Source organism: Enterococcus sp. DIV1328a (genome assembly GCF_050536905.1).
Taxonomy (GTDB): Bacteria; Bacillota; Bacilli; order Lactobacillales; family Enterococcaceae; genus Enterococcus; species Enterococcus faecalis.
In genome coordinates, this window is record NZ_CP172912.1 from 701826 (window position 1) to 724355 (window position 22530).

Annotated in this window: 22 protein-coding genes and 1 riboswitch; of the genes, 15 read left to right on the forward strand and 7 right to left on the reverse strand. The window is 37.5% G+C overall.

What is annotated here, in order from left to right; all coding sequences use genetic code 11:
* The first annotated feature begins 42 nt into the window (after positions 1-42).
* On the forward strand, positions 43-2052 hold the full coding sequence (gene metG, locus IGL93_RS03410; protein ID WP_002355813.1) for a methionine--tRNA ligase: 2010 nt from the start codon (positions 43-45) through the stop codon (positions 2050-2052).
* A 99-nt stretch (positions 2053-2151) separates the two neighbouring features.
* A complete protein-coding gene (locus IGL93_RS03415; RefSeq protein ID WP_002366304.1) occupies positions 2152-2373 on the forward strand; it encodes a hypothetical protein in 222 nt (73 codons plus the stop codon).
* A gap of 58 nt (positions 2374-2431) precedes the next feature.
* Here the strand turns inward: IGL93_RS03415 and IGL93_RS03420 are convergent, their stop codons facing one another.
* Positions 2432-3037, reverse strand: a complete 606-nt coding sequence (locus IGL93_RS03420) for a hypothetical protein (protein WP_002383359.1) — start codon at positions 3035-3037, stop codon at positions 2432-2434.
* 120 nt (positions 3038-3157) lie between these two features.
* The gene (locus IGL93_RS03425; RefSeq protein ID WP_025192661.1) at positions 3158-5380 is read right to left on the reverse strand and encodes a HelD family protein; all 2223 of its coding nucleotides are present in this window, start codon (positions 5378-5380) and stop codon (positions 3158-3160) included.
* Between the two features lie 134 nt (positions 5381-5514).
* Between IGL93_RS03425 and IGL93_RS03430 the strand changes: the two genes are divergently transcribed.
* The 4 genes from IGL93_RS03430 (at position 5515) to IGL93_RS03445 (ending at position 8516) form a co-directional block, all read left to right on the forward strand.
* Positions 5515-6285, forward strand: a complete 771-nt coding sequence (locus tag IGL93_RS03430) for a TatD family hydrolase (protein ID WP_002358846.1) — start codon at positions 5515-5517, stop codon at positions 6283-6285.
* A complete protein-coding gene (gene rnmV / locus IGL93_RS03435) occupies positions 6282-6866 on the forward strand; it encodes a ribonuclease M5 (RefSeq protein ID WP_010713821.1) in 585 nt (194 codons plus the stop codon). Before IGL93_RS03430 ends, rnmV begins: the two co-directional genes overlap by 4 nt.
* An 18-nt stretch (positions 6867-6884) precedes the next feature.
* Positions 6885-7772: a 16S rRNA (adenine(1518)-N(6)/adenine(1519)-N(6))-dimethyltransferase RsmA gene (gene rsmA, locus IGL93_RS03440; protein ID WP_002358849.1), complete on the forward strand. Its 888-nt coding sequence runs from the start codon at positions 6885-6887 to the stop codon at positions 7770-7772.
* Between the two features lie 126 nt (positions 7773-7898).
* Complete coding sequence (locus IGL93_RS03445) at positions 7899-8516, forward strand: hypothetical protein (RefSeq protein ID WP_002355821.1); 618 nt, start codon at positions 7899-7901, stop codon at positions 8514-8516.
* A 50-nt stretch (positions 8517-8566) separates the two neighbouring features.
* Here the strand turns inward: IGL93_RS03445 and IGL93_RS03450 are convergent, their stop codons facing one another.
* Positions 8567-9670, reverse strand: a complete 1104-nt coding sequence (locus IGL93_RS03450; protein WP_002355822.1) for an ABC transporter ATP-binding protein — start codon at positions 9668-9670, stop codon at positions 8567-8569.
* Between the two features lie 185 nt (positions 9671-9855).
* Between IGL93_RS03450 and mgsA the strand changes: the two genes are divergently transcribed.
* Positions 9856-10278: a methylglyoxal synthase gene (mgsA, locus tag IGL93_RS03455; protein ID WP_002355823.1), complete on the forward strand. Its 423-nt coding sequence runs from the start codon at positions 9856-9858 to the stop codon at positions 10276-10278.
* Between the two features lie 66 nt (positions 10279-10344).
* Positions 10345-10512: riboswitch (THF riboswitch) on the forward strand.
* Between the two features lie 30 nt (positions 10513-10542).
* The gene (locus IGL93_RS03460) at positions 10543-11091 is read left to right on the forward strand and encodes a folate family ECF transporter S component (RefSeq protein ID WP_002385065.1); all 549 of its coding nucleotides are present in this window, start codon (positions 10543-10545) and stop codon (positions 11089-11091) included.
* Positions 11092-11142: 51 nt separating this feature from the next.
* Here IGL93_RS03460 and IGL93_RS03465 read toward each other — a convergent pair whose 3' ends face one another.
* Both IGL93_RS03465 and IGL93_RS03470 read right to left on the reverse strand, forming a co-directional pair.
* Positions 11143-12909 (reverse strand): ABC transporter ATP-binding protein, encoded by a 1767-nt coding sequence (locus IGL93_RS03465; RefSeq protein WP_002383364.1) that lies wholly within the window; start codon positions 12907-12909, stop codon positions 11143-11145.
* Positions 12899-14626, reverse strand: coding sequence for an ABC transporter ATP-binding protein (locus tag IGL93_RS03470; RefSeq protein ID WP_002364705.1), 1728 nt, complete (start codon positions 14624-14626; stop codon positions 12899-12901). Before IGL93_RS03470 ends, IGL93_RS03465 begins: the two co-directional genes overlap by 11 nt.
* Positions 14627-14751: 125 nt before the next feature.
* On the opposite strand from IGL93_RS03470, the gene IGL93_RS03475 reads away from it, so the two are divergent.
* The 3 genes from IGL93_RS03475 to IGL93_RS03485 all read left to right on the forward strand — a co-directional run bounded on the left by IGL93_RS03475 (position 14752) and on the right by IGL93_RS03485 (position 17648).
* Positions 14752-15519 carry a putative ABC transporter permease gene (locus IGL93_RS03475; protein ID WP_002387023.1) on the forward strand — a complete coding sequence of 256 codons (768 nt, stop codon included), beginning with the start codon at positions 14752-14754 and terminating at the stop codon, positions 15517-15519.
* A gap of 248 nt (positions 15520-15767) precedes the next feature.
* Complete coding sequence (locus IGL93_RS03480; protein WP_025192662.1) at positions 15768-16988, forward strand: 3D domain-containing protein; 1221 nt, start codon at positions 15768-15770, stop codon at positions 16986-16988.
* Positions 16989-17084: 96 nt separating this feature from the next.
* Entirely contained in the window at positions 17085-17648 is a 564-nt protein-coding gene (locus IGL93_RS03485; RefSeq protein WP_002355832.1) for a GNAT family N-acetyltransferase, read from the forward strand.
* A gap of 184 nt (positions 17649-17832) precedes the next feature.
* Here the strand turns inward: IGL93_RS03485 and IGL93_RS03490 are convergent, their stop codons facing one another.
* Positions 17833-18357, reverse strand: a complete 525-nt coding sequence (locus tag IGL93_RS03490) for an LURP-one-related/scramblase family protein (protein WP_002355833.1) — start codon at positions 18355-18357, stop codon at positions 17833-17835.
* A gap of 51 nt (positions 18358-18408) precedes the next feature.
* The gene (locus IGL93_RS03495; RefSeq protein ID WP_010713818.1) at positions 18409-19278 is read right to left on the reverse strand and encodes a Cof-type HAD-IIB family hydrolase; all 870 of its coding nucleotides are present in this window, start codon (positions 19276-19278) and stop codon (positions 18409-18411) included.
* 133 nt (positions 19279-19411) lie between these two features.
* On the opposite strand from IGL93_RS03495, the gene IGL93_RS03500 reads away from it, so the two are divergent.
* The 4 genes from IGL93_RS03500 to IGL93_RS03515 all read left to right on the forward strand — a co-directional run bounded on the left by IGL93_RS03500 (position 19412) and on the right by IGL93_RS03515 (position 22381).
* Entirely contained in the window at positions 19412-20092 is a 681-nt protein-coding gene (locus IGL93_RS03500) for a uracil-DNA glycosylase (protein ID WP_002363309.1), read from the forward strand.
* A gap of 155 nt (positions 20093-20247) precedes the next feature.
* Positions 20248-21231, forward strand: coding sequence for a phosphate acetyltransferase (pta, locus tag IGL93_RS03505; protein ID WP_002355836.1), 984 nt, complete (start codon positions 20248-20250; stop codon positions 21229-21231).
* A gap of 141 nt (positions 21232-21372) precedes the next feature.
* Positions 21373-21867, forward strand: a complete 495-nt coding sequence (gene tsaE, locus IGL93_RS03510; RefSeq protein ID WP_002387026.1) for a tRNA (adenosine(37)-N6)-threonylcarbamoyltransferase complex ATPase subunit type 1 TsaE — start codon at positions 21373-21375, stop codon at positions 21865-21867.
* A complete protein-coding gene (locus IGL93_RS03515) occupies positions 21860-22381 on the forward strand; it encodes a GNAT family N-acetyltransferase (protein WP_002366315.1) in 522 nt (173 codons plus the stop codon). The genes tsaE and IGL93_RS03515 overlap by 8 nt, the downstream gene beginning before the upstream one ends.
* Positions 22382-22530 lie beyond the last annotated feature (149 nt).

Sequence of the window (22530 nt, forward strand, 5' to 3'; positions counted from 1 at the left end):
TCCTGAGGGTTTAGGAAAATGACTAAAGGAGGTTTTTTCTGTATGTCACAGAAAGAAACATTTTATATTACCACCCCAATTTATTACCCAAGTGGGAAGTTACATATTGGGAATTCATATACAACAATCGCCTGCGATGCTATGGCCCGTTACAAGCGTTTAATGGGTTTTGATGTATTTTATTTAACAGGTGTGGATGAACATGGCCAAAAAATTGAAAAAAAAGCTGCTGAGTTGAATGTGACACCAAAAGAGTACGTTGATAAAATGGCAGCAGATGTTCAAAAATTATGGAAAACATTAGATATCAGCTATGATAAATTTATTCGGACAACGGATGATTATCACATGGCAGCCGTGCAACAAATTTTTGATCGTTTAGTAGAACAAGGAGATATCTACCTTGGAGAGTATGAAGGTTGGTATTCAGTTTCTGATGAAGAATTTTTCACTGAAACACAATTAGCTGAAGTATATCGTGACGATGAAGGCAATGTCATTGGTGGGAAAGCACCAAGTGGTCACGAAGTCGAATTAGTTAAAGAAGAATCCTATTTCTTCCGCATGAGTAAATATGCGGATCGCTTGGTACAATATTACGAAGAACATCCAGAATTTATTCAACCAGAATCTCGTAAAAATGAGATGCTAAATAACTTTATCAAACCAGGATTAGAAGATTTAGCCGTTTCAAGAACGACTTTCTCTTGGGGAATTCCATTAAAAAATGATCCAAAACATGTGGTTTACGTATGGATTGATGCGTTATCAAACTATATTACAGCACTAGGTTATGGTTCAGAAGATGATTCATTATTCCAAAAATATTGGCCTGCGAACGTGCAAATGGTTGGGAAAGAAATCGTGCGTTTCCACACAATTTATTGGCCAATTATGTTAATGGCCTTGGATTTACCATTACCGAAAAAAGTCTTTGGACATGGTTGGTTATTGATGAAAGACGGAAAAATGTCTAAATCTAAAGGAAATGTTGTTTACCCTGAAATGTTAGTAGAACGCTACGGTCTAGATGCGTTACGTTACTATTTATTACGAGCAATTCCATTTGGTAGTGATGGCGTCTTTACACCAGAAGATTTCGTTTCTCGCTTAAATTATGATTTAGCTAATGACTTAGGAAACTTGTTGAATCGAACAATTGCGATGATTAATAAATATTGTGATGGCAAAGTACCAGCCTATGCTTCAAAAGTTACCCCATTTGATAGTGAACTATCGACAACTGCGGCGAATGTTATTGGAAAATATCATGAAGCAATGGAAAAAATGGAATTTAATACGGCCATTGCAGAAATCTGGACGCTAGTTTCTCGTGCCAATAAATATATTGATGAAACAGCGCCTTGGGTATTGGCTAAAGAAGAAGAGAAACGCAACGAATTAGAAAGTGTCATGATCCATTTAGCGGAAAGCTTACGAATTGTGGCAATCTTATTGCAACCAGTCATGACAGAAACACCAGGGAAAATTTTCGAACAATTAGGCTTAGATCCAGAAACAATGAACATGGAAAATATTCATTTTGGTGAGTTCCCAACAGACGTAACAGTAACAAGTAAAGGAACACCTATTTTCCCACGTTTAGAAATTGAAACAGAAGTAACGTATATTCAAAAGAAAATGTCCCAAAGCGAAAGTGCTACAGAAGAGGATATTAAATGGAATCCAGAAGAAACAACGTTAGTTTCAACGAAAGAAAAACAAATTAAGTACGATGATTTCGATAAAGTGGAATTAAAAGTTGCCGAAGTTATTGACTGTAAAAAAGTCAAAGGAGCAGATAAATTATTGCAATTCCGTTTAGATGCTGGAGATGAAAACCATCGTCAAATTCTTTCAGGTATTGCTGAATTTTATCCAGATCCAGCTGCGCTAATTGGCAAAAAAGTAGTCATTGTGGCTAACTTAAAACCAAGAAAAATGCGTGGTCAAATTAGCCAAGGAATGATTCTTTCAGCTGAATCACCAGAAGGTAAACTTCAAATTGTTGAAGCACCAAAAGAAATGCCAAATGGTGCAGGAATCGCATAAAAGCATAAGTGGTAAAGATAAAAGGTGAATTGTAACCTTTTATCTTTACTACTTTTTTTGTATACTAGAAGAAAAGTGATTTGATGTGGGGGAAGTTTGATGGCTTATCATACTTATGAATTTTTAAAAAGACGTAAAAATGATCCAAAATGGAGAAAGGCCTATACATCTGCTAGGAATAAACGTATTATTGGTGCTTTAGTTACGATAAATATAATTATTTGGGGCTTTGTTTTGTGGAAAAAAATAGAAAGTGGCGATATAGAAGTAAATAATATTATCGACGTCCTAAAATCGAAAATCAACGAATTTTTAAATTAAAAGAATCGAAGAAAAGCCTAGAAAAAATCATTTGCGATTTTTCCTAGGCTTTTCTATTTTAGAGTTTCACTTTTTTAGGTATTCGTTTTTTACCAAAACGGCCTTTCGTTAGGCGACTTGGTAAAATGATCAGTAAGAGTGAAAAAGGGACACTGATAATTTGCCACGTGAGTAAGCGGCCTAAGCTATTATTTTTATAGAGCCACTCTAATATAAAATGCAGCCCTAAAATACTTAACAAAGCCAAGCCTGTCAGGAAATAAGGCGTTGATACCCAGTCGGTCGTTTTCAAGAGACTAAAACCTAAAGGAATTAGATAAAAGTAAGCACTTGTTAAAGTAATACGCCAACTTTTCATAACGGTGCCTAAATTAATTATAAAAAAAAGTAAAGATAGGACTAAAGCAAAAGGTGGAAACAAAGCCACTAACGCCGAATAGATGGTTCCCCAGACGAGCATTAAGGGACCTTTAACAATAGCGGCAATAAGTGTAAACAAGCCAATTAGGAGTAACTGCTGTGTCAGTGAGCCAAAGGTTAGCAAGCCAAATAAAATAAGCAGTAGCCAGTGCCAAATGGTTTGGTTTTGTTGTTTTCGCTCAATAGTTACATTTTTTTGGATAGAGGTTTTTAAAAAATTTTCTAAATCAGGTGATTGTTTCACCTTATCACGCTCCTCTCAACTTAAGAGACAACAAACGAGTAGGTCTGCTAATTAAAAAGCAGTACCTACTCGTCTATTATAAGTGGTTTTTCTAAAAATAAAATCCGCCTTAAGTCTCAGTTACTGGGCTGCCAAGTAAGGTGTAAACCATTCAGAAAGTGTGCCGGTATAAGGTAAAACGACCCGTTTCATTCCACGAGAAATAGCAGTATACAGGATTTTTTTATCTCGTTTATTGTCGGAATAACGATTAACATTTGGGTTATGAAGAATTACATTATCAAATTCTAGACCTTTTGCCATATCAATTGATAAAACTTGCAGTGACGGATGTTCTTCCAATGAAAGAGAAGCACTAAGTTCTTTTGTTAATTGTTCTTTTTCTGCAAAAGTTTTAGTAATAATGGCGGTGCTTTCTTTCGGATCAAAAGTTGCAATGGAAGTGACGATTGCTTTAAGATAGTCAGACGCAGAGTCACAAGGAATAAATGTCGGCTTTTCTCCATCATGCCGGATGGGCACAATGGTTAATTGCTCTGGTTGAGTGCCTAATGTTTGGAAGAGTCGTGTAATTTCTTTACTTGAACGATAGCTGTTTAATAATTGATAGGTTCCAACAGAACGGCTGGTTTCGTTAACCAATAAATCATGGGCTTCAGAAAATTCAATGGCTGTATTAAAAATGGCTTGATTTTCATCACCAGCTAAAGTAAAACTAGCTTTAGGGAAAAGTGTCAGCAGTAATAATAATTGGGCTTCTGTATAATCTTGGACTTCATCGACTAGGATAAAAGCCATTTGCTGGTTGGCGAGGTTTTCAATAAATGCATGTTTCACCAAAATAAGGGCCACAATTTCATCGGCTGTGAAAACAGCTGTCTCTTTTTGATACGATTTTTCAGTGAATAAAGAATAAAACGTTTCAAAAAAGGCCCATTGATCTAGCCAAGCATCATTTTTAATAGCGGCAGTGATAGAGCGATATTTTTTCTTCAAACGTTTTAAAGCAAAATCAGCCAGATGTTTTTCATTATCTTCGGTAATCACTGTGCCAAAATAACGAACTTGTTCAGCTTCTGTTAAATCTTGGAATTGATCCAACATTTTTTTAGAATGGGCTTGTTTTAATAAGTACCGTGTCCAAAGACTGGTTAACTTTTCTTTTGTGGCTGAAATTCGTTGGCGAATACTCAAGTCAGCTGGTGTTTCTTGATAAAGTTTAAAAATTGTTTCTGAAGTAAATAAGGTCTGCTTTTTAAAAGTTAAAGGACGGAAAAAATGTGGCTGCACAACCGCTTTTTCAGGATTGCTTAAAAGAAACGTTGCAAATTCTTTTGAACGAATAACGTGCTCTTGCTCCGTTGCCTCAGAGCGAGTAATGCGTTCGAAATAGTCCGTTTCTTCTTCCATTGGCCATGCTTCTTTGGTAGTGAAGCGCAAAAATTGTAAAAGAGTCAAATTCAAGGGATTTCGTTCGCCTAAATTCGGTAAAACTTGAGAAATATAATCAATAAATGTTGAATTTGGTGAAAGTAATAAAATATTATCCGCTGTAATTTCTGCTCGATGTTGATAAAGTAAATAAGCAATCCGTTGCATAATCGCAGACGTTTTCCCACTACCAGCAATCCCGTTGACTAGTAGGAGTGGCTGCGTTTCGTCACGAATTATTTGATTTTGTTCTTGTTGAATGGTTGTCGTAATGTCCTTCATATAAGGAGACGCATCTTCTTCTAAAGAATGCAATAACACATCATCTTGAATCGCAATGGTTGTGTCAAAATAGTTGATTAATTGATCTTTTTCAATAATTAACTGTCTTTTCAAATCAAGTTGTACAGGAATGGTTTGTTGATGTGCCATGTAGGCTGTTTTCCCTAAAACATTGTCATAAAATAGCGAAGCAATCGGTGAGCGCCAATCGTGAATGCGCGTTTCTTCTTCTAAAGAAGTAAAATCGTTTACGCCAATATAAAAGTTTTCTGGCTCTTCAGGGCTGTCTTCAAAAGTCACGCCAATTTTGCCAAAATAAGGAACTTGTAATAGGCGTTTCACTTTGTCTAAATTTTTAGCCGTTGCTTCATTTTTTAAGTTCCACTGATCAATTTCACGGTTCTTCATTTCCAACATGGCAAACGTTTCTAGATTATCGGCATAACTATCAAAATTCAGCTTAGAATCGCGACCAAATTCCTCTAGCATATGTTTGCCATCTTTCATTGTGTTCGCCAATTGCTCTTCGTAAACTTTTTTAGCCGCTTGCAGCTCATGATAAACCGTTGTTAAATGCTGTTGTTCATAAATTTTTTCATCGGTCATGGAGGTTCCTCCTTTTAATAACATGACTGAATAGTATACGTTACTTTTAGCATAAATGCAAGCGCTGTTTATGAGGAAATGGCGAATCTTGTCGCCTAGTCATTCAGATTTTTCAAGAAATATGATAAAGTAGAGAGGAGATAAAGGAGGCAATCATAATGATTTTTGATACACATACACATTTGAATGCAGAACAATTTAATGATGATATTCCAGAAACGATTGCACATGCCCAAGAATTGGGTGTTACAGAGATGGCCGTGGTCGGTTTTGATGAACCAACGATTGAAAAATCTCTTTTACTTAGTCAGGAATATGCCAATATTTATAGTATCATTGGTTGGCATCCAACAGAAGCGGGTAGCTATACGCCAGAGGTTGAACGACGATTACAAGAACAATTAACGTTGCCAAAAATTGTCGCATTAGGTGAAATCGGTCTTGATTATTACTGGATGGAGGATCCTAAAGAGGTGCAAGAAAAAGTTTTTCGCCGTCAAATTGCGATTGCTCGGGAAATGAATTTACCGTTTAGTGTGCATACGAGAGAGGCATTAGAAGATACCTATCGAATTTTAAAAGATGAAAAAATTTCAGATATTGGTGGAATCATGCATAGTTTCAGTGGCGATGCTGAGTGGATGAAGAAATTTTTAGATTTAGGTTTGCATATTTCTTTTAGTGGAGTCGTAACGTTTAAAAAGGCATTGGATGTTCAAGAAGCGGCGATGGCGGTACCACTCGAACGAATGTTGGTGGAAACAGATGCACCCTATTTAGCTCCCGTTCCTTATCGTGGTAAACGGAATGAACCAGGCTATACACGATACGTAGTGGAAAAAATTGCTGAATTGCGTCAACTAACCTTTGAAGAAGTGGCAGAACAAACGAGAGTCAACGCTCATCGCTTGTTTCGGATAGATAAATGAAGGAAAAAATGAAAGTTGCAGAAATCATTGTCGTTGAAGGAAAAGACGACACACGCCGCATTCAAGAGGTAGTTGAAGCGGATACGATTGAAACGATTGGTTCTGCTATCAATGATGAAATTTTGACACAAATTGAACACGCACAAGAAACGAGAGGCGTGATTATTTTTACAGATCCAGACTATTCGGGCGAAAAAATTCGTAAAACAATAATGGAAGTCGTTCCTGATGCAAAGCATGCTTTTTTATCAAGAAAAGTTGCAGTTCCTAAAAAAAATGGTGGTAGCCTAGGGGTTGAACATGCTAGTGATGAAGCAATTATTGAAGCCTTAAAAAAAGTCGTAACACCTGTTCAAGCTGGTGAAGACTATCAAGAAATTCCTAGACAAATACTAGTTGAATATGGTTTAATAGCGGGAGCAAATGCAAAAAAATACCGTGAATTATTAGGTGATGACCTAAGAATTGGCTATACAAATAGCAAACAGTTAGTCAAACGGTTAAGCATGTTTCGGATTACAGAAGCAGAATTGAAAGAAAGCATGACACGTATTTTAAAAGAACTTGCAAACGAAGAATAACTACATGGAGGAACAAGCGTGACGGACTATAAAGAAATTGCCACACCATCCAGAACCAAAGAAATACTAAAAAAACATGGATTTTCATTTAAAAAGAGTTTAGGTCAAAATTTTTTGACAGAGCCTAATATTTTAAGAAAAATTGTAGAAACAGCGGGAATCAATCAGCAGACAAATGTTGTCGAAGTCGGGCCTGGAATTGGTGCATTAACAGAGCAATTAGCGATGAACGCAGCACAAGTTGTGGCTTTTGAGATTGATGATCGCTTGATTCCTGTCTTAGCAGATACCTTAAGTCGCTATGATAATGTGACAGTGGTGCATCAAGATGTTTTAAAAGCTGATTTGGTCGAGACAACCAACCAAGTTTTTCAAGAGAAGTATCCGATTAAAGTGGTGGCTAACCTACCTTACTATATTACTACGCCAATTATGATGCATTTTTTAGAATCTTCTTTAGATGTAGCCGAAATGGTTGTGATGATGCAAAAAGAGGTCGCTGATCGAATTGCTGCTAAACCAGGAACGAAAGCTTATGGCTCATTATCAATTGCTGTTCAATATTTTATGGAAGCAAGTGTCGCCTTTATTGTGCCAAAAACAGTTTTTGTGCCGCAGCCCAATGTTGACTCGGCGATTATTAAATTGACGCGCCGTGCTACACCAGCGGTGACAGTGACCAATGAAAAAGAATTTTTCAAATTAACCAAAGCCAGTTTCCAATTAAGACGCAAAACATTGTGGAATAACTTAACGCATTTTTATGGGAAAGATGAACAAACGGTAGCTTGGCTAAAAGAGAGCCTAGCTGAAGCAGAAATTGATCCTTCTAGACGTGGTGAAACATTGTCTTTAGAAGAATTCGCTCGTCTAAGTAATGCTTTAGAAAAAAATAAACCAGTATAAAAAAGAACTTTCTGTTATTTATGAGAAATAACAGAAAGTTCTTTTATGTGTCTTGACACATTGCGGCTGTTCAGCTACACTTGAGAAAAACAAAAGGTGTCATGACACCTTCAGGAGGCAGTTTTAATGAAAACAAACTCAGTAAAACGTTTAACAATTTCAGCACTTTTAATTGCAATGGGGATTATCATTCCAATGGTTATGCCAAGAATTACCATTGGTCCAGCCAGTTTTACATTAGCAAGTCACGTCCCAGTTTTTATTGCCATGTTTATTTCTCCAGTGGTGGCAATTGCGGTTAGTCTAGGAACAGGTTTTGGTTTTTTCTTATCCGCAACACCGATTATTGCTTTGCGGGCCTTATCTCATTTGATTTTTGCAGTCATTGGCGCAGTGATTTTACAAAAGCATCCAGAAATTTTAATCAATAAAGAGGGGAAATTCACTTTATTAAATGGGAAATTACAGTTGTTTAACGTGGGAATTGGAGTGATTCATTCCGCTGCCGAGCTAGTGGTTGTTTCTGTATTTTACACAATGGGCAACTTGCCAGGAACTTATTATACAGCCGGCTTCATGTATTCTATTTTTCTTTTGATGGGCGTTGGTGGATTAATTCATAGTTTGGTGGATTTCAGTATTGCTTACTTTTTAGCAAGTACCTTAAGTAAACATGTAGATATTCCAACTTTTACAGAAGCGAAACAACCCAAAGTGATAAAGAAGAAGGTTAAATTAGCATAAAGAGAAGCAATCGAGGCATCCATCATTGCTACGGATGCCTCGAGTTTTTTTTATTTAATGACTTCTTCTGTTTGAGGGTCGAAGAAATGTCCTTTGTTAATATCAAAAGCTAAGTCAATCATTTCACCAGGATGGTGGAAGTCACGAGCATCTACTTTTGAGATAAACTCTGTATCACCAATTTTTGTATAAAGCATGGATTCAGCCCCTAATAATTCAGAAACAACGACTTCAGATTTAATCACCGCATCTTTCATTGCCGTTAAAGCCACTTGTTCGCTATGAATATCTTCTGGACGAATACCGAAAATTAATTCTTTGCCTTCATAACCATGTTCAACAAGCTCTTTGTTTCTTCCTTCAGGAATTGCTAGTTTTAAGCCATGTTGGTTAGAAATAACCCCATTGTTTAAGGTAACTTTGAAGAAATTCATGGCAGGTGAGCCGATGAACCCTGCTACGAACATATTTTTAGGTGTATTGTAAACTTCTTTTGGTGAACCAATTTGTTGAATAAAGCCATCTTTCATAATTACGATTCGATCAGCCATAGTCATCGCTTCGGTTTGGTCATGTGTCACATAAATTGTCGTAGTTTCTAAACGTTGGTGTAGTTTAGCGATTTCAGCACGCATGGCTACACGTAATTTTGCATCCAAGTTTGATAAAGGTTCATCCATTAAAAAGACTTTGGCATCACGGACAATTGCCCGGCCAAGTGCAACACGTTGGCGTTGTCCACCAGAAAGCGCCGCAGGTTTACGTTGTAAGTACTCTGTTAAGCCCAGAATATCCGCAGCATTTTCCACCCGTTTTTTAATTTCAGCTTTATCATATTTTCTTAGTTTTAAACCAAAAGCCATATTATCAAAAACAGTCATATGCGGATAAAGCGCATAGTTTTGGAAAACCATGGCAATATCACGATCTTTCGGTGCAACGTCATTCATGACTTTGTCCCCAATTGATAATTCACCTTCAGTAATATCTTCTAAGCCAGCAATCATTCGCAATGTTGTTGATTTACCGCAACCAGAAGGTCCGACAAAGACGATAAATTCACGGTCTGTAATTTCTAAGTTAAAATCTGTAACAGAATAATGTTCTGCATTGTCATATTTTTTATACACATTTCTAAGCGCCATTTCCACCATTTGATACGTCACTCTTTTCTTTTTGATTTGTTACTCATAGTTTAAATGAAAACGCTATCTTTCAGCAAGGGAGAGTTGCACAAGAAAAAGAAGACTTTTTCGTCAAGGTGACAAAGGGCAAACACTCTCAGCGGATTTATCGATAAACTTTTGTTATAATATAACAAAGACAGGAGTTGGATAACATGAAAATCGCTTTAATCGCTCATGATCGTAAAAAAACATTAATGATCAAACTAGCAACCGCTTATAAACATATTTTAGAAAAACATGAATTGTATGCAACAGGGACGACAGGCATGAAAGTGATGGAAGCAACTGGCCTACCCGTGCATTGTTTTAAATCGGGGCCATTAGGTGGGGATCAACAGATTGGCGCAATGATATCAGAAGACAACATTGATTTAGTTATTTTTTTAAGAGATCCTCTTTCCGCGCAACCGCATGAACCAGACGTGACGGCTTTGATTCGTCTAAGTGATGTCTATGAAATTCCTTTAGCAACCAATATCGGCAGTGCTGAAATTCTTTTGAGAGGTGTCGAGGCGGGGTTTGCAGACTTCCGTGAGGTTATCCATGAAGGGGATCGTCGACCGTTAGCTTTTTAGAGAACCTTAATGGTTATTTTGACTATTTTGTGGTATATTTTATGAGGACTTTTGTCCAAATAAAATAACAGAGTAGGAGACAAAGCGTTAAGTGCTAAAAGGATGGGATGTTGCCTTTTGGACGAAGAACATAAACAGTGTGTTGCTAGAAAGCAAAGGTTCTTACTTTGCTTATCATCAGAACAACACGTTCAGCTTTTTAATGTTCGCGGTTTTGTTTTCGCATTCGCTGCATGGTTCGTCATGTAGCAGCTCTTAGAGGAGATGCTAAAAATGACAAAGAAAAAATTTGGCACAAAATCCATTGCGTTAATGGGCGTACTCATTGCGGTGGTCGTTGTCTTTTCACGCTTTTTTGCGTATGAAACAACGTTTTTAAAAATCAGTTTCACGTTTATCCCAGAATCATTGATTGGGATGATTTTCGGACCTTTTTGGGCTGGAATCGGCACGGCGGTGGCTGATGTAGTAGGAATGCTGCTTTTTCCAAAGGCAGGCTATTTTCCTGGGTTTACTTTAAATGCCTTTTTGGCTGGTGCTATTTATGGTTATTTCTATTATAAGAAAGAAATGACATGGCAACGAGTGATTTTGGCGACATTGTTGGTCACCGTTTTAATTAATATCATTTTAACTCCTTTGTGGTTAAGTTTAATGTATGGCGTCAATCTAGCAAATTTTGCTTGGTGGGTACCACGCTTAATTAAAACAGTTATTTTCTTTCCTATTCAAGTAATTGCCACTTATTATTTAGGCAATAAAATTCCCTTTAAACGTTTATTTGGGAAGCCATTATCTGAATTAGATCAATAAATTTAAAATTAAAAGAGTCACTTTTCATCATCCCAGAAAAGTGACTCTTTTTTATTGTGCTTTTTGATTAAACTGTGCTTCGTAAAGGTCACGATAATAACCCTGTTCTTTTTGCAATAATTCGTCATGGGTGCCAATTTCAACTACTTGACCATTGTCCATAACTAGAATTTTTTCAGCACTTTTGATTGTTGCTAAGCGATGGGCAATAACAAAACTGGTCCGGCCAGTCATCATTTGTAAAAAAGCATCCTGAATTTTTTGCTCGGTCAATGTATCAACTGAACTGGTCGCTTCATCTAAAATAAGCATCGGCGGATTACTAATCATCGTGCGTGCAATAGTCATTAATTGTCGTTGTCCTTCAGAAATTTTAACGCCTTGGGAACCAATCTGAGTATCTAGTCCTTGAGGTAAACGCATGACGAAATCAAAAATATGGGCTTTTTTCATGGCTTCTATAATTTCTTCGTCAGAGGCTTCAGGATTTCCGTACGTTAAATTTTCCCGAATGGAACTATCGAATAGCCAAGTATCTTGGAGAACCATACCAAAACTTTTTCGCAAGCTATCCCGAGTAATTTGAGTAATGTCGTGAGTATCAACCGTAATTTGGCCACGGTCGACCTCGTAAAAGCGCATTAACAAATTCACTAATGTTGATTTACCCGCACCAGTTCGCCCAACAATGGCAATTGTTTCTCCTGGTTCAGCAATTAAATTAAAGTTTTCGATTAAAGGTCGCGTCGGCGTGTAAGAAAAATCAACGTCTTTAAATTCAACACGGCCTCGCGCTTCTTTCAAAACAATTGCGTTCGGGGCATCAGGACGTTCAACTGGTTGATCCATCATATCAAAAGTACGTTCCAATCCAGCTAAGGCTGCTTGGATTTGGTTGGTGATTCCTGAGAGTTCAATAAAAGGTTTAGAAAACTGACTAGAGTAAATGGTGAAACTGGAAATAACACCAACTGTGACTAAAGGATTGCCACTTAAAACTAACAAGCCACCGACTAATCCAATCGATAAATAAGATAAATGGTCGATAAATCGAGAAAGTGGGTTGGTTAAGGAGGAAGAAAACTGAGCCTTCTGTCCTTTTTCATACAACGTTTGATTCAATGCTTCAAATGTTTCTTGCGTAGCTTGTTCTTGTTGAAAGGCTTTAACAATTTTTTGGTTGCCAACCATTTCTGAAACGAAGCCGGAAATTTCACCAACAATCGTTTGTTGTGCAGCAAAGTTTTTTTGTGAAGCTTTTGCAACAAGCCAGTTTACAATAAAAATAATCGGCGTACTGATAAGAACCACTAATGTGAGCAGGGGACTTAGCCGAATCATAAAGAGCAAAGCAACAACGACGGTGGCCATGCCAGAAAATAATTGGTTGAAGACAGCCGAGCAAGCCATTGAAATATTGTCAATATCGTTGGTAAAGCGACTGACGATATTTCCGTGTGACGTTTGGTCATAATAACTTAACGGTAATTGATTTAAATGGGCAAAGGCATCTTTTCTCAGCTGTGTGGTCGATAAATAAGACACGCGATTACCGAGACGTTGAATCAGCCATTGACTTAGAACGGTTACGAGTAAAATTCCTGCTAATAAACCTAAAATTTTGATGAGTTGCGCAGCATTGACTTGTCCTTTACCAACCATTGTATCAACGGATTTACCTATATAATAAGTCATGAGGACAGTCGAAAAACCACTGAGAATTCCTAGAATTAAGGCGCCGATAATTTCTTTTGGATAGCGTAGTAAATACGGCTTAAAACGTGAGAAGGCACCAAAATGAATTTTTTTAGTTTGCATGGGTATCCTCCTCCTGTGACGCAACGATTTCTTGATACTCTTTAGAAGAAGTAAGTAATTCTTCGTGGGTGCCAAGGCCAGCGACTTTTCCACTATCTAGGACTAAAATTTGATTCGCCGTTGCAATCGAACTCACGCGTTGTGAAATTAAAATAACGGTTGTCTCTGCTCGTTCTTTTTGTAAAGCACGGCGCAGATTCAAATCTGTTTGATAGTCGAGGGCACTCAAGGAATCATCTAAAATAAGTAAATGCGGTTTCCTAATCAAGGCACGGGCAATGGTCAACCGTTGTCTTTGTCCACCAGAAAAGTTTTTTCCGCCTTCGTTAACAGGCGTGTCTAACCCTTGGTCTAATTGTTCAACAAATTCTTTACATTGGGCGATAGCTAATGCTTCCCAACAGTCTTCATCAGTTGCATTTGGTTTGCCCCATTGTAAGTTTTCTCGAATAGTCCCTGTAAATAAGACGGCAGTTTGTGGAACACTTGCAACTTGTTGGCGTAAAGTAAAGAGCGGCCAATCGCGCACATTTACACCATTAATAAAAAGGTTTCCTGCACTCACATCATAAAATCTGGGAATGAGTTGGGTTAAGGTACTTTTCCCGCTGCCGGTAGGTCCCGTGATGCCGAGAATTGAGCCTTTAGGAATCGTAAAATTGATATTTTCCAAAGCCAAACCGGCCTCTGGTTCATAGCGAAAATCTACATGGTCAAAGGTAATATCACCAAATTGTGGCGATGTTTTTGCTGATTCTGGTGTATCTGTTAACTGGCTTTCTACAGTTAAAACCTCATTGACACGGTTTGCGGAAGCGGCGGCTCGCGTAAAAATTACCACGAGATTAGAAGCAACAATTAAAGCGAGCATCATTTGATTCATATAATTGATCAATGCTAAAACTTCCCCTTGTTGCAAGGAACCAAAAGAAACTTTTAAGCCACTAAAATAAAGTAAAAATAAAATTCCAACATTCATAATCAAAGTGGTTAAAGGCGTTAATAAAGCAGAGACATTCGATACACGAATGTAAATATCGCCTAAATCATCTGAAGCTTTATCAACATGTCGTTGCTCTGTTTCCTTTCTAGCAAACGCACGGATTACACGGACACCGCTTAAATTTTGACTAATTTGACGGTTTAACCGATCCAAATATTCTTGGACTTTTTGATATAAAGGCACAGTCACTTTAATGATAATAAAGAGAATAAGGCTAAAAATTGGTAAAAGTAATAGGAAAAGAAAGCCCATCTGCACATCAATGTAAAAAGCCATGACCACAGAACCAATACTTAAAAAAGGTGTCCGAATGACCAACCGAATAAACATCGCTAAAGCCAATTGAAGCTGGTTGATATCGTTTGTGATCCGAGTGATGAGGGTATCTGTACCAAAACTATTTAATTCTTTGTGTGAAAGCTGATTAATTTTCTTCATTAATTGATTTCTTAGCTCCGTCCCAAAACCTTGCGAAGCGACTGAAGCATAATATTGACAAATCATGACAAAAAATAAACCAACTAACGACATAACAAGCATCCAGAGGGCCATTTCTATGACAGTCTGTCGGTCGTTTTGACGAATACCGACATCGACTAAGTGAGCCATGAATAAGGGCAAGACTAACTCGAAACAAGCTTCTAAAAATTTGAAGACTGGACCGAGGATAATTTGTTTTCGATAATTTTTTGCGTATTTCAATAAACCAAACATAAGATTCCTCCCTTTGCTGCTCTCATTGTAGCCTAATCTTTCAATGAAAGAAAGTTGTTCGCTACATTTTCTCAACTTCTGTTAAAATAGAAGAAAAGCGCAAAGAAGTGGAGTGTGACAGAAACGTGGAAAAAATGAGTCAGGTTATTTTGTTATTTTTTATTTATTCCTTTATCGGCTGGTTATGGGAAACGGTGTATTGTTCATTAAAAGCTAAAAAATTTGTTTATCGAGGATTTTTGGTAGGGCCCTATTGTCCTATTTATGGATTTGGGGTCTTAAGCGTTCTCTATTTTGTGGAGCCCTTTGAAAACAATCTCTTGGTATTGTATGTCGGATCGGCTGTTTTAGTGACGATTTTAGAATATGTCACTAGTTATGGCTTGGAAAAACTGTTCCATGCCTCTTGGTGGGATTATCATGATGTACCTTTTAATTTAAACGGTCGCGTGGCTTTACCGGTTTCTCTTTTTTGGGGATTGGGTTGTGTCTTGATTGTCAAAGTTATTCAACCAGAAATCGCCAAAGTTGTCAGCTTTTTACAAGCAACCTTTGGCAACTACTTAGCCCTTTGCATAGTGATTGTAATGGGGCTTGACTTAATTTATACGTTGCTGAACATGCAAGGTTTCAAAAAACTTATTACCGAGATGGGCCAAACGTTGGAAACGAACCAACAAGAATTTAAGCAACGGTTGAACACAAAAATGGAAATCGCTACAGCTGATTGGCAGAAGTTAAAAGAACGAACCAAAAAAGAGCATTTCCAAAATCGGTTAAATTTCCAACAACGTCGTTTTATTAACAATTACCCAAAACTAACTTTAAAAAACATTAAAAATTCCAAAGAAGTTCGGCATCTCTTAGAAGATTTGAAGAAAAAGGGCCAATAATTAACAAAAAATATTACAAAATATTTCAATCAATGGTCTAATGGGATGAAAAAAAGAAAAATCGTCAAAAGCTAGTTTTTAAGCCGTCTTAAGAAATTCTTAAAGAATTGAGATAGAAATGGACTAATGAATAAACGCAGGATAAAAAAAGAGTTGCATTTAAATTGTAACAAATTGTAACACGATTGAAATAAAACAAGCCCTCCTGACTAGTATAATGAGTAGGTGTTTTAGATAAGTTAGGAAAGGTGTTGGATTTAGTGAAGGTTAAAAAGTTGATACCATTTTTAACAACAATGATGCTTATCAATTTTGGACTTCCAGTCGCTGCGGCAGCAGAATCACTTGATTCGTTGCAAGAAAAAGAAGCGCAAGCGAAACAATCTGGGGAGTTAATTAGTAAAGAAATCAATTCAGCCTTAGACGATGTAAATGCTAAATATGCGGAAATCGAACGTTTAAAAACGCAAATTTCAAAAGCGGAAGATACGTTGAAAACTTCGAAAGAGGAAATAGAAAAAACAGAAAAAAATATTTCTCGTCGTAAAGAAGCTGTTGGCGATCGTATGAAGGATATTCAATTAAATGGCGACCAACGTACTTGGCAAGCCTTATTAGATGCAGAAAATTTATCAGATTTCTTTAATCGGGCCTACGCCATGACCGTTTTACAAAACTTTGAACGGGAAAAGATTGAAAGCTTAACTAGCGAAAAAGAAAAGTTAGCTGCATTACAAGAAAAAGTTGAAAATACGCAAACAACTTTAAAACAAAATGAAGAGAAATTACAAGTTGAAGCTTCTTCAATGAATAATAAAGTCTCTGAGTTAAAAGAAAAAATGGCGAATAATGAAGAATTATTGGCTCAAATTTCGACAGACAAACAGAAAGAGCAACAACGCTTAGTCAGCGAAAAAGCAGCAGCTGAGGCACAGAAAAAACGTGCGGCAGAAACTGCCAAAGCAGAAGCAGCGAAGAAACAAGCAGCTGCCGACAAACAAGCGCAAGCAGATGCGGCGGCTAAACTAGAAGCCAAAGCTGCTGAAGAGTCAAGCAGTCAAGCATCAAGCTCTTCTACAAGTACGGAAAGCAGTAGCACTGAATCTTCAAGTTCTGCTAGTTCATCCGAATCGTCATCAACGCCAGAATCATCGACAGGCGAATCATCAACACCAGGAACTGGCTCTGGTCGTGTGCTTCAGATGGAATCAACTGCTTATTCTTGGCGCGAAGCTGGTGCAAGTAATCTAAGTGCTACTGGTATTGACTTAAGTAAAGAAAGCAATGTAGTTGCAGTCGATCCAAGTGTAATTCCTCTAGGTTCATTAGTGAAAGTCTCTGGTTATGGCTTTGCTATTGCTGGAGATACAGGTGGCGCTATTCAAGGGAATATTATTGATGTTCATTTTGATTCGGTAGAGCAATGCATTGCTTGGGGACGACGTCAGGTTACAGTAGAAATTCAATAATAAATTTGTTATACTAAAGACAAGATAAAAGGAATTGGCTAAGTCAGTAATGATAGTAGCCAGTTTTTTTTTAGTTAAATGTAAAGGAGAATTACAATGATTCGCTCGGCAACAAAAGAAGACGGTCAAGCGATTGCTCGGCTGGTCTTAGTTATTTTAAAAGATATGGAGTTACCAATTTTAGAAGAAGTCTCAGAAGAACAAATGATTGACCTATTAGCAGAGGCAACGGCGTATCCAACCTATCGCTATGGCTATCAACGAATTTTAGTTTATGAACATGCAGGTGAAGTTGCAGGGATTGCTGTCGGCTATCCTGCGGAAGATGAAAAGATTATTGATGAACCTTTAAGAGAAGTCTTTAAAAAACATGGCTTAGCAGAAGATGTTCGGCTATTTATTGAAGAAGAAACCTTGCCTAATGAATGGTATTTAGACACGATTTCTGTGGATGAACGTTTCCGTGGAATGGGCATTGGTTCTAAGTTATTAGATGCTTTACCTGAAGTAGCTAAAGCTAGCGGGAAGCAAGCCTTGGGTCTAAATGTTGATTTTGACAATCCAGGGGCGAGAAAGTTATACGCAAGCAAAGGCTTTAAAGATGTCACAACAATGACTATTAGTGGTCACTTATACAATCATATGCAAAAAGAAGTGTAAAAATAGAGGTCGGGACAGAAGCGTTTAACTCCGAGAAATAAGAAGGAATTTCCGAAAATTGTTCTATAATTTTTGGATAATTTCGGCTTATTTCCGAAGGAGTTGCTTCTGTTCCCGCCGTTTATCAATTTTTAAGCCTGGGACAAAAATCCAAAGTGATTTTTGTCCCAGGCTCTATTTTTCATTAATCCGTTAAAGGATCAAAATCTAATCCAAAATCATCGGAAGTTTTTTGTTTTTTCTTATTATATAACCAGTAGTCAAGGACAGCTGCTATACAGATGCACAACGGTGCGTCCTCATCATTGGCAACAGTTAAAACAAAATAGTCGCCTGTACAAAGCATGGTTTTATCCATTGACATAATTTTTTTATGGACTTGATAAATTGAATATTGATGCGCTTTGATATCACCAACAACTGCCCAGTGAAGGCCTTGAACATAATAGAAATCAGCATTCAAATTGAACAGTTTTCGTAGAGTACCCACTTTTTCAAAACGCTGATATAACTCAAATCGTGTACCAAAAGTCCAAGAAACTTGTTTAATACTGGCTAAAATTTCTCCGTTCATTGCATATAAAGAAAGCGCATCTCCTCGTGTGCCCCAGCGCCCCACCAATAGAAAAAGTGAACGGCCTGCTTGGTCTTTCACGATGGTTCGCGTAACTTTTCCTAACTGTTGTTCTTGAATAAAAAATTCAGACACGACACGATCTCCTTTCTATATATAAATGAGTGCTGTAACTGGTAGTGCTTATTACAAATCTTCTCTTATTGCACGCAGGATGGCTTCGCCAACACCATTTTCTAAATTAGTGGCTGTTTCATATTTAGCATATTCTTTTAATTCCAGTTCGGCATTGCCCATTGCAAAACTTACCCCAGCCCATTGAATCATGCTGACGTCATTTAAATTATCACCAATAGTCATGACTTGTTCAGCGGGAATCCCACGTTCTTTAGCGACGCGCGCAACCGCAATCCCTTTTTGTGCTAGGCGGTGGTTAATTTCAATATTATTAAGCGCAGAAGAGGTGACAACCAAATCATCTAGTTCTTCTACTTCCATCCCAGCAGGACCTAATACTTTCGGCCCATCCATACTGAAGCCAATAATTTTAAGGACTTCAATCGAATCATCTTTTAAAATGTCGTCTAAACAATCAACATAGGTAATATGCAATAAAGATAGGTGTGCTGAAGCCATGGCAATCGCCACTTTATAAGTTAAATGGGGCATGGATTCTGCAATATGAGCGGCAAAGTTTTCAATTCTTTTTTCTTGATGTTCAGAAAAAATACCTTTATTTGTAGAGATTTCATAGTAAACATTGTGTTGACTCAAAATAGTTAGTACTTCGGTTACTGTTTCTTTTTCGATCCCAGCCGTGAAAAGTGAGTGTCCATCTTTGTCAAACACTTGGGCGCCGTTTAAAGTAATCATGGCGCAGTCAATTCCAGCTTCTTCTAACGCGGGTTTCGCTTCGGTATATGCGCGGCCAGTAGCAACCATAAATTCGATTCCTAAACGTTCCGCTTCGCGAATTGCTGAAGCGTTATCATTTGTGATGCTCATTTTTGCATCTAAAAGTGTTCCATCCATATCTGAAGCAATTAATTTAATCATCGATTCTCTACACCTCATTATCTATTTAAAGCTTACCTATAGTTTACCACGTTTTTCCAAGAGAAAGTACCCAGAAATTTCTTGTCAGGTTTGGAGAAATTCGTTATGCTTAGAGAGCGAAGGAGTGAGCATTATGAAAGAAATTATTCACAATAGTTGGCAAACCGTTTTATCTGCTGAATTTGAAAAACCATATTATCAAGAATTGCGGGAATTTTTGAAAAAAGAATATCAGACACAAACGATTTATCCAGATATGTATCATTTATTTTCAGCGTTAGAACTAACCCCTTTTGAAGAAGTAAAAGTAGTAATTTTGGGACAAGATCCATATCATGGACCCAATCAAGCACACGGACTAAGTTTCTCTGTCCAGCCAGGTGTGAAAGTGCCGCCATCTCTTGCGAATATTTACAAAGAATTACAAGCTGATTTAGGGTACCAACCCGTCAACCATGGCTTTTTAGAAAGCTGGGCTAAACAAGGCGTGTTATTATTAAATACTGTGTTGACTGTTCGGGCAGGTCAAGCCTATTCCCATCGAGGTAAAGGGTGGGAGCAACTGACAGATGTCATTATCGAAAAGTTGAACGAGCGTGAAAAACCTGTTGTTTTCATTTTATGGGGACGTCCAGCTCAAGAAAAAATTAAAATGATTGATACGACTCGGCATGTGATTATCAAATCGCCACACCCAAGTCCATTGTCAGCGCATCGTGGTTTTTTTGGCTCACGTCCGTTTTCTCAAGCGAATGCTGCTCTAGAACGTTTAGGGGAAACGCCGATTGATTGGCAACTTCCTGAAACAGTGTAGTGTAACAGTGTATGCTGTTATAGTGTAGAAGAGTTAGTTTGTGAAAAGTTTATCGGATTATTGGTTTTTTTGACTAATACAGCTAGAAAAAACTGTTATTTTCTTTGAGAATAGTGTATGATGGATTTTGTAAATATAAAACTGGAGGGTTTATCGTGGAATTATTCGATAGCTTAAAATTTAAAGTCGTACGCCGTAATATCAAAATTGTTTTCCCTGAAGCAACAGATCCTAGAATCTTAGGTGCTGCTGCCCGCTTAAAATCTGATGAATTAGTAGAACCAATCTTAATTGGTGATCCAACAGATATCGCAAATGCTGCTATGGCTCGTGGAATCAACACATCAAACTTTATTATTATCAACCCAAATGATTATGAAAAATGGGATGAAATGGTCGAAGCATTTGTTGAACGCCGTAATGGAAAAGCTACTAAAGAAGATGCTGAAAAAATCTTAAAAGATGTCAACTATTTCGGTACTATGTTAACTTACATGGGTATTGCTGATGGTATGGTTAGTGGTGCTATCCACTCAACAGGTGATACAGTTCGTCCTGCGTTACAAATCATTAAAACAAAACCAGGCGTAAGCCGTACAAGTGGTGCGTTCTTAATGATTCGTGGTCGTGACCAAGAAAGATATTTATTCTCAGACTGCGCGATTAACGTGAACCCAACTGCACAAGAATTAGCTGAAATTGCTGTTGATAGTGCCAAAACAGCTGAATTATTTGACATTGAACCAAAAGTTTCATTGTTAAGTTTTTCAACAAAAGGTTCTGCAAAAGCACCAGAAGTAACAAAAGTTGCTGAAGCTACAAAAATTGCGCAAGAATTAGCACCTGAATATGCGATTGATGGTGAATTACAATTTGATGCTTCTTATGTATCTTCTGTTGCACAATTAAAAGCACCCAACTCAAAAGTTGCTGGGGAAGCAACAGTCTTTGTATTCCCAGATTTACAATCAGGAAATATTGGCTACAAAATTGCTCAACGTTTAGGTAACTTTGAAGCAATTGGCCCAATCTTACAAGGATTGAACAAACCAGTTTCTGATTTATCACGTGGTGCAAACGAAGAAGATGTTTATAAATTATCAATCATTACAGCTGCTCAAACATTAATGAACGACTAATTAACTATGTCGAAGCATGATAAATAAGCAAAGTAGAAGTTGAGGTTCCCAGGACACTTGGGCCTCAACTTTATTTTTTTGAAGCTGCCACTAGTCAACTTATTGAATTTTCGGTATACTTTCATACATAGATTCTTGCAGATGGGAGGCAAAAAAATGAACATTGTCCTGAATAATCCATTGGAAACAGAAGCAATTGCTAAAATCATTGGACAAAAGGCACAAGCTGGTGATGTAATTGTCCTGACTGGTGATTTAGGGGCCGGTAAGACGACAATGACGAAAGGGATTGCTTTAGGATTAGGCATTTCCCAAATGATTAAAAGTCCCACCTATACGATTATCCGCGAATATCCACAAGGACGACTTCCGTTATACCATATGGATGTCTACCGTGTTGAAGAGGGTGCGGATGAATTAGGGTTAGATGAGTATTTTGAAGGAGATGGGCTATCCGTTGTAGAATGGGGCAGCTTGATTGAAGAAGAATTGCCAGAAGATTATTTAGAAATTATTTTAAATAAAGATTCTCAAGAAGCTGACAAGAGAGTTCTTGAATTCCGTGGAACTGGTCCATTGGCAGAAGAAAGAATAGCAGAGATTCTGAAAACGTGGGAGGCTCGCGAATATGACTGAACAAACATTTTCTATTCGAGAAGCAGTGCCTACTGATGCGGATCAATTACTATCTGTGATGTCAAAAATTGGGAGTGAAACGCCCTATTTGGTAATGGATGAGCGAGGAATGGCCATGTCGACAACAGAATTGGCTGAAAATCTAGCAACACTCTATGAATCGCCAAATAATGTTTTATTGGTGGCATTAGCGGGAGAAGCAATCATTGGGACCGCTTCTGTGTCTGCTTCTTCTAAAAAGCGGATGGAGCATATTGGTGAAATTGGCATTAGTATTTTAAAAGAGTACTGGGGCTATGGACTGGGCAGTATCCTGATGGAAGAACTTATTCGCTGGGCGCATGAAAGTCATGTTATTCGTCGTTTGGAATTAACGGTACAGGATCGCAATCAACGAGCGATTCATGTCTATAAAAAATTAGGGTTTGAAACAGAAGCAATTATGCCTCGAGGCGCCAAAACAGACCAAGGTGAATTTTTAGATGTTCATTTAATGCGTTTGCTGATTGATTAATTATTGGTTAATAATTTTAATTTCTTAAATAATCGAACGATAATTGCATGAAAAAACAAAATTTTCGCAATTATCGTTTGTTTCATATTTATTTTTCTGATATTTTTGTTATAATTATAGAAGAATTTAACGAAAAAATGAAAATTTAT